Origin of the sequence: Enterococcus sp. HMSC061C05, from assembly GCF_001814765.1 — a bacterium.
GTDB classification, from domain to species: domain Bacteria; phylum Bacillota; class Bacilli; order Lactobacillales; family Enterococcaceae; genus Enterococcus_B; species Enterococcus_B lactis.
On sequence record NZ_KV817715.1, the window covers coordinates 1 to 7,630 of the forward strand.

The 7,630-nt window shown below is 37.0% G+C and carries 6 protein-coding genes; all 6 read left to right on the forward strand.

What is annotated here, in order from left to right:
* Positions 1-152 precede the first annotated feature (152 nt).
* The 6 genes from HMPREF2988_RS00320 (at position 153) to HMPREF2988_RS00345 (ending at position 7,563) form a co-directional block, all read left to right on the forward strand.
* Complete coding sequence (locus HMPREF2988_RS00320) at positions 153-1,100, forward strand: ABC transporter permease (protein WP_002341420.1); 948 nt, start codon at positions 153-155, stop codon at positions 1,098-1,100.
* A gap of 11 nt (positions 1,101-1,111) precedes the next feature.
* The gene (locus HMPREF2988_RS00325) at positions 1,112-2,032 is read left to right on the forward strand and encodes a carbohydrate ABC transporter permease (protein ID WP_002316111.1); all 921 of its coding nucleotides are present in this window, start codon (positions 1,112-1,114) and stop codon (positions 2,030-2,032) included.
* A 36-nt stretch (positions 2,033-2,068) separates the two neighbouring features.
* Entirely contained in the window at positions 2,069-3,529 is a 1,461-nt protein-coding gene (locus tag HMPREF2988_RS00330) for an ABC transporter substrate-binding protein (protein WP_002310831.1), read from the forward strand.
* Positions 3,530-3,783: 254 nt separating this feature from the next.
* Positions 3,784-4,398 carry a YesL family protein gene (locus HMPREF2988_RS00335; RefSeq protein WP_070769775.1) on the forward strand — a complete coding sequence of 205 codons (615 nt, stop codon included), beginning with the start codon at positions 3,784-3,786 and terminating at the stop codon, positions 4,396-4,398.
* Positions 4,391-6,115 carry a sensor histidine kinase gene (locus tag HMPREF2988_RS00340; RefSeq protein ID WP_070769776.1) on the forward strand — a complete coding sequence of 575 codons (1,725 nt, stop codon included), beginning with the start codon at positions 4,391-4,393 and terminating at the stop codon, positions 6,113-6,115. Before HMPREF2988_RS00335 ends, HMPREF2988_RS00340 begins: the two co-directional genes overlap by 8 nt.
* 2 nt (positions 6,116-6,117) lie before the next feature.
* On the forward strand, positions 6,118-7,563 hold the full coding sequence (locus HMPREF2988_RS00345; protein WP_070769777.1) for a response regulator transcription factor: 1,446 nt from the start codon (positions 6,118-6,120) through the stop codon (positions 7,561-7,563).
* The last annotated feature ends 67 nt before the right edge of the window (positions 7,564-7,630 follow it).

A 7,630-nucleotide genomic window follows, 5' to 3' on the forward strand; every position in this document is an offset into this window, starting at 1 on the left:
ATTTTTCCGTTTGTTTCTCTAATACTCAGGACAAAACGCTGATTTCACAACCTCTCCTATACTTTGTTTCATTTTCCCTATACTTTGTTTATTTATTCTCATTATTGAAAGCGCTATAATAACGTTGCGAATGAATCGAAAGGGGTTTTTAGATGAAAAAACGAAAGGGGTTCAATCATTTTTTTATGAATCTATGGCGTTATAAAGCACTTGTCCTGATGGCTGTACCGGGTATGCTTTGGATGATTTTTTTCTTTTACATACCTGTAATGGCGAATGTCGTAGCATTCAAAAATTTTCATATTTCAGCAGATGGGTTCCTGGCTAGCCTGAGGGAAAGTCCTTGGGTGGGTTGGGAAAATTTCAAATTTTTATTTTCTTCGGACCAAGCATTTCTCATCACTAAAAATACAATTTTATATAATGTGACATTTATCCTTTTAAATCTGCTCATTTCAGTCGTATTTGCAGTCATTATGAGCGAGTTGAGAAATAAACGACTTGTTAAAGTTTATCAAACGATGTCGTTGCTCCCTTATTTTCTATCTTGGGTCATTATCAGTTACTTCGTTTACGCCTTTTTAAGTCCCGACAAAGGAATATTCAACCAGTGGATTACTGGACACGGAGGAGAAGCTGTCAATTGGTATAATGAACCGAAATATTGGCCATTTATCTTAGTATTCATCGGTACATGGAAAGGGATTGGTTATAACAGCATCATTTACTTTGCATCTGTTATGGGAATCGATCCGACTTATTATGAAGCTGCTATGGTTGATGGAGCTAGCAAATGGCAGCAAATCAAACATGTGACGATACCACAACTGATTCCATTGATGACGATTTTAACGATTTTAGCCGTAGGAAACATTTTTCGAGCTGATTTTGGCCTGTTTTATAACATTCCTAGGAATTCCGGTGCATTGTACGATGTGACTCAAGTTTTGGATACGTATATCTACAATGGGCTGACATCCACAGGAGATTTTGGTATGACGGCTGCTGCAGGCCTTTATCAATCAGTTGTCGGTTTTGTCTTATTGATGATCACAAATACGGTCGCCCGTCGTTTTGATAGCGATTCTGCATTATTCTAAGGAGGAAAAAAATGAAAAAAAAGAAAGTGGAGAGAGTCCAAGTCCGTTCTTTCAATAAGACGACCAATTTTTTCTCTAATATAATGATTGCACTCTTTGCTATTTCCTGTGTTTTGCCATTCATATTTGTTATTGCCATCTCTGTTACTGATGAGTCCATATTGTCGACGCACGGGTACAGTTTTTGGCCAGAAAAATTCAGTCTATTTGGTTATACGTATTTGTTCGACCAGATGCAGGATAAAATTTTGCAAGCGCTTTTCGTCACTGTACTTGTTACTGTTTTAGGTACCCTGATCAATAGCACGGCTACTTCTTTATATGCTTATGCGATTTCGCGGTCAAACTTTCCATTCCGTCGTTTTTTTACCGTTTTTTGTTTGATTACGATGTTGTTCTCACCAGGAATGGTAGCCAATTATCTTGTTATGACAAATCTTCTCCAGTTAAAAGATACGATTTGGGCATTGATCTTGCCAATGGCTGTCAGCCCCTTCAATATTATTGTGATGCGCACATTCTTTAAACGTTCGGTCTCTGATTCGATTATTGAATCGGCGCGGATCGACGGAGCTAGCGAACTTCGAATATTCGTTCAAATCGTTTTACCGTTAGCTGTTCCTGGTATCGCGACAATCAGCTTATTTGCCGCATTGGGCTACTGGAATGACTGGTTCAATGCTTTACTATACATTCAAGATGATAAGCTGGTTCCACTACAGTATCTTTTGATGAAAATCCAAAGTAATATTCAATATCTGACGCAAAATTCAGGAGCAGGAAGCCAATTGACAGGTGGGCTAGCTTCAGTTCCAGGAGAATCCGCCAGAATGGCGATCGTAGTTATCTCTACGTTGCCTATTGCGATCAGCTATCCATTTTTCCAGAAACATTTTGTCAAAGGTCTAACGATCGGTGGAGTAAAAGAATAAAAAAATATAAAAATCATAAAACTAGGAGGAAGAAAAATGAAGTTATGGAAGAAACTAGCCTTTACAGGTGTTTCAGCATTATTGGTAGGTACATTAGCGGCATGCGGAGGTTCTGGTTCTAAAGAGCAAGCAGAAGCTAGTGATTCGGACACTTTGCAGATGTATCAAATCGGTGATAAACCCGATAATTTCGATCAATTGATGGAAGTGGCAAACAAACGAATCGAAAAAGAGATTGGTGCAAAAGTCAATATCAATTACATTGGTTGGGGCGATTACGAAAAGAAAATGAACGTCATCATTTCTTCCGGAGAAAATTACGATATCGCCTTTGCGAACAACTATGTTTCCAATGCTCAAAAAGGAGCCTTTGCTGATTTGACTGAATTAGCGCCTAAGTATGCTGAAAAAGCGTATAATGATTTAGATGAAGCTTATATCAAAGGAAATTTGGTGAATGGGAAATTATATGCCTTTCCAGTAAATGGAAATGTCTTTGCTCAACAAGTACTTACTTTTAACAAAGCTTTACTAGATAAATATGATCTTTCAATTGATGGAATCCAATCTTACGCTGATGCAGAAAAAGTTTTGAAGGAATTCCATGAAAAAGAACCAAACACGGCCGCTTTTGCCATTGGACAAGGATTCAAAGTCCAAGGAAACTTTGACTATCCTTTAGGGAACACTTTACCATTTGCTATTGATCTGGATGGAGATGATTCAAAAATCATCAACCAATACGACAATGAAACGTATATCGGACTGTTGCGTACGATGCATAGCTGGTACAAACAAGGACTCATTCCAAGTGACGCTGCAACGAGCAATAAGGACTATCCACTAGAAGGAAATACTTGGCTGATGCGTGGAGAAACACAAGGACCCTATGATTATGGCGATACGATTTTGACAAATGCAGCAAAACAAGAACTAGTTTCAAAAGCAATTACTGTTCCATTGAAATCTACAGCTCAAGCACAAATGGCAAATTTTGTCGTATCCAATACTTCAAAAAATAAAGAAAAATCAGTAGAACTTCTAGGCCTACTTAACAGTGATCCAGAATTATTGAATGGACTTGTTTGGGGAATCGAAGGAGAAGCATGGGAAAAAGTCGATGGTTCAGAGGATAAAATCAAATTGCTAGATGGTTATCAGCCAAACACACATATGTCTGCTTGGAATACAGGAAACAATAAGATTCTATATACACAAGAGTCCATTACGGATGACATGATTGCCAAACGCGACCAATCGATTGCTGAAGCAGAAACTTCACCGATTTTAGGGTTCAGCTTCAACACGGACAATGTAAAAACAGAATTAAGTAATATTTCAAATGTCATGAACCAGTATTTGGATGGATTGAATACAGGAACTGTTGATCCAGATGAAACATTGCCGAAATTAAAAGAAGCTTTAGATAAAGCTGGTTATGACAAGGTATTGAAAGAAATGCAAAAACAATATGACGAGTTTCGACAAGAACAATAATGAATAAAGACAAAGAGGTTGTGACAAAAACGTGTCGCAACCTCTTGTTCCGAATGAATGGTGTTCAAAACCTTGTATCTGCGGCAATCAGCCCAACCGAACGAAAAACGTAGAGAGCTATTTTTGTTCGGCTGTTCTTATTACTTGATGCAGGGCAGCTCTTTTACAACCTTTAATACTCAGGCCATGGTGCTGATTGCCCAACCTTTTTTGTATAATGAGAAAGTATAAACTTAATGTTTGGAGGAGAAGATATGTTAGGGAAGGTTTTGGAAGAGTTGTTTATCCGGATCTGGGTCGTTATAAAACTAACCTTATATTTCTGGATATACACGTTTGTCGGCGGAATCATCTTTGGATTAGGTACGGCATGGAAAACAGTCAATGAGTTATTTTATTTATATGGATTCGAGTATAAAGAAATCACGTTAAAAAGAGGCTGGAATATATATAAAAGAAATTTTTTAAGAGGAAATCTGCTATTTGGTTTATTTTTATCTAGTACTGCTTTATTGAGCTACAATTTATATCTATCTGTTCAAATCAAAGGGCTCATTTTTTTAGCTATTGATTTTATTTTGCTTTTTGCCTTATTTTGCCTATTTGCTACTTATCAATACAGTATGATTTTAGACAGTGAATATACGATCTCTGTTCCTAATCTGCTAAAGCTGAGTTTTATTTCGGTTTTTTCCAGCTTTTCGTCTTTTCTAAAAATAATTATTGGTAGCAGTGTAATTATAGCTGTGACTTGGCAATTCAAAGGATTGATTTTATTTGGTGTCATTGGTCTTTTGACGGTTTGGAATGGTACGATGACGAAACAGTGGCGTGAAGAGTTAGATAAACAGTTGGAAAGTTATGAATAAGATCCGGATTCTATTTTCAAAAGGAACCTTACTGAATCGGCTATTACGGAAATATGCGGTTATCATGATTGGTGTAACGATGACTGCTACTGTTATTTTTAGTGTCCATACGTGGGATCAAAACCAAAAGCAGGCAGAAAACATGACAAGTGATGCCGTTCAAAGTACAAGCAGAATGCTGAATGACAAAACAACTTTGAGTAGGATCATTAAAAACCAGCTTGTAGGTGATTCCGAAAAAATCGAAAATGTCACTACCTACTTAACAAAACCCATAGATCAGTATTTGATGTATGTATATGAGCAGCAAAACAGTACCGACGAATTAGTTTCTTTCCCAAATCAAATCAAAGATCTTTATATTAATTATGAAGAACTAAGTGCGATATATATCGTGTTGAATCAGCTACCGGAGTACTATGAATCCTCTAGAGAAAACAAAGGCGGAGAAGTAAAAGCCGGAACGCCGAAATTACTAGACGCCTTTTATATCAAGTTGCCTATCACCCAAGGAGGAGCTGAGTCAGGCAGTATTTTTATCGGTTTCCAAAAGAAAGAGCTAGATACGATTTTAGAGAATCTAACGTCATTCAATGGACTCTCTTTATACATGATTTCTGGTACGACAAATCGCTTGTATACGTTCCATGATAATAAAATAGCTAAAGAAACATTTGGAAGACAAGAAACGATTATCTCAGAGAGTCTTCAGAAAAATTCACAATTGCCAATTGCTAATCTGAGAAAAAATAATTTTGTTCAGCATCAAGAACTGTCGGATGATTACCGAATATTAGCTGTATTAGATAAAAAAAGCGTAAAAACCGAAACGGGGAAAAACCTTGCCCCGCTGATTATAGGTATCATTGTTTTAGACAGTATATTGCTTATCTTTCTTTATAAAACATTCAAACGATATTCACAGCAAATATCCATCGTCATGCAGGCAATGGAGCAAACAGCAGCAGGGAATTTAGAAACCCGGATTGATACAACAAAAACGGAATATGAACTAAAGGAACTTTCAATCGGTATCAACGAAATGTTGGATAGCATCAATCAATTTGTCGAAGACATCTACAAACTAGAAATCAAACAGCAAGATGCACATATGCGGGCGCTTCAAGCACAGATCAATCCGCATTTTTTATACAATACATTAGAATATATCCGAATGTATGCAATCAGCGAAGGAAGCGAAGAATTAGCAGATGTTGTATATGCTTTTTCTGCCTTGCTCCGAAACAACACAAATCAAGAGAAGACGATCACTTTGAAAGAAGAATTGGACTTTTGCGAAAAATATGTCTATTTATATCAAATGCGTTATCCTAATCGAGTGGCCTATCATTTTATGATCGATCCTGATTTGGAAAAGATTGAAGTACCTAAATTTGTGATTCAACCATTAGTTGAAAATTATTTTAAACATGGTATTGATTTTACTCGATTTGATAATGCCTTAAGTGTCAAAGTCTTACAGGAAGACAAGCGGGTAAGGATCATCGTCAAAGATAATGGAAGAGGGATGACTGAGAAACGGCTAAAACAGGTGGAAGAAAAACTGTCTCATCCCAAAGTGGAACTTCACGAATCAATCGGTCTGCAAAACGTGAATGAACGTTTACGTGCCAACTTCGGCAGCAGTTATTACATGTCGCTTGAGAATAATGAGACAGGTGGACTGACTGTTTCTATTACATTCAAGGAGGGGTGAACATGTACCAGGTGTTATTGGTAGATGATGAATATATGATTTTGAATGGGTTAAAAAAGATAATTGATTGGAAAAGTTTAGGGTTCCAAATAGCAGCAACAGCGGAGAATGCCAAAGAAGGACTATCTGTCCTTGAACAACAACGGATTGATCTAGTGGTAACGGACGTGACGATGCCAGAAATAAACGGACTGGAATTTATTGAAGCAGCTCAAAAAGAACATCATAATTTTGAATTTATGATTTTGTCCGGGTACCAAGAATTTGATTATTTGAAAGGAGGCATGCAATTAGGTGCGGTGAATTATTTGATGAAACCCGTGAATAAGTTCGAATTGATTGAAAGCCTCAAGAAAATCAAAACACGGTTAGACCAGCAAAATGAACAAAAAAATCAGCAAGAAATCTATCAGGAACTATTATTCAGTCAATGGTTGAATGAAGAGTTAGATGAAGCAAGTGAAGAAGAAATAATAGGACAAATCAGTGAGAAACAGCATAGAATAGTATTGATCCAATTATCAAGAATTCATGATCCTCTTATCAATACATGGTTGAAAGAACACCAGCAAATCTTTTATTATCAAAGAAATTATGGAGACCGTATATTGATTACGCTGTTGTTGGAGGCAGATGAAGTTGATGGATTCTGCTGTTTTGTCCAAGAAAACGTCCCTGATCAGGAATGGCTGATCAGTATCGGGGAAGAGACAGATTCATTGGACAAGATCCCTGAAACATTCCAACAAGCGAAAGACAATCTACAATTACATCAATTTTATGGAGATAAAGACGAGCATGTTTTTTACGCAATACAAGCAACAATAAAAGAGCAAACCATCGATTTTTCAAGTTTCAGACGTGTGTTGCAAAATAAACGATTAGATGATGCCCAAAAAATGATCACTGATTTTTTCGAGCAATTTCAGTTAGCAGCCATGATGCCGGAAGACATCCGGTACTCCAGCTTTTTACTGTTTATGGAGATTCAACGGGAATTGATTGATCTAGAAGATGAGGAATATTTACAAGGAATCGAAAAAATTCATCAGGCAAAAACGGTGCAAGAACTCCACCAACTACTTCTGTCGTTCGTCCAAAAGCAACAGAGACAGAAAAAATACAGTGGCAATGTAGAAAAAGTAATCGAAATCCTGCATCAGCATTATCAAGAACCACTTACACTCAAAGAAGTGTCAGAAAGTTTGCATTTAAATGTCATGTATTTAGGGCAGTTGTTCAAAAAAGAAACGAAAAAAAGTTTTTCAGCTTATTTGAACCATTTACGTATGGAAAAAGCAAAGCAGCTGCTTTTGCACAGTAATCAAAACGTCAATGAAATAGCAAGTGAGATTGGCTACAACAATACCACGTATTTCTCTAAATTATTCAAGAAGATTGTCGGCAGATCCCCTAAGGAGTATCGGGAAAAAAGAGGAGAATCCTAAAAGAAGAAGCGTATGGAATGAATCAATGTTCAAAAGTTTGCATCTGCGGTAATAAGCCCAACCAAAC

Coding starts and splice junctions, on each gene's coding strand:
- HMPREF2988_RS00325 (WP_002316111.1), top strand. CDS start 1,112: ATGAAAAAAAAGAAAGTGGAGAGAGTCCAAGTCCGTTCTTTCAATAAG.
- HMPREF2988_RS00345 (WP_070769777.1), top strand. CDS start 6,118: ATGTACCAGGTGTTATTGGTAGATGATGAATATATGATTTTGAATGGG.
- HMPREF2988_RS00335 (WP_070769775.1), top strand. CDS start 3,784: ATGTTAGGGAAGGTTTTGGAAGAGTTGTTTATCCGGATCTGGGTCGTT.
- HMPREF2988_RS00340 (WP_070769776.1), top strand. CDS start 4,391: ATGAATAAGATCCGGATTCTATTTTCAAAAGGAACCTTACTGAATCGG.
- HMPREF2988_RS00330 (WP_002310831.1), top strand. CDS start 2,069: ATGAAGTTATGGAAGAAACTAGCCTTTACAGGTGTTTCAGCATTATTG.
- HMPREF2988_RS00320 (WP_002341420.1), top strand. CDS start 153: ATGAAAAAACGAAAGGGGTTCAATCATTTTTTTATGAATCTATGGCGT.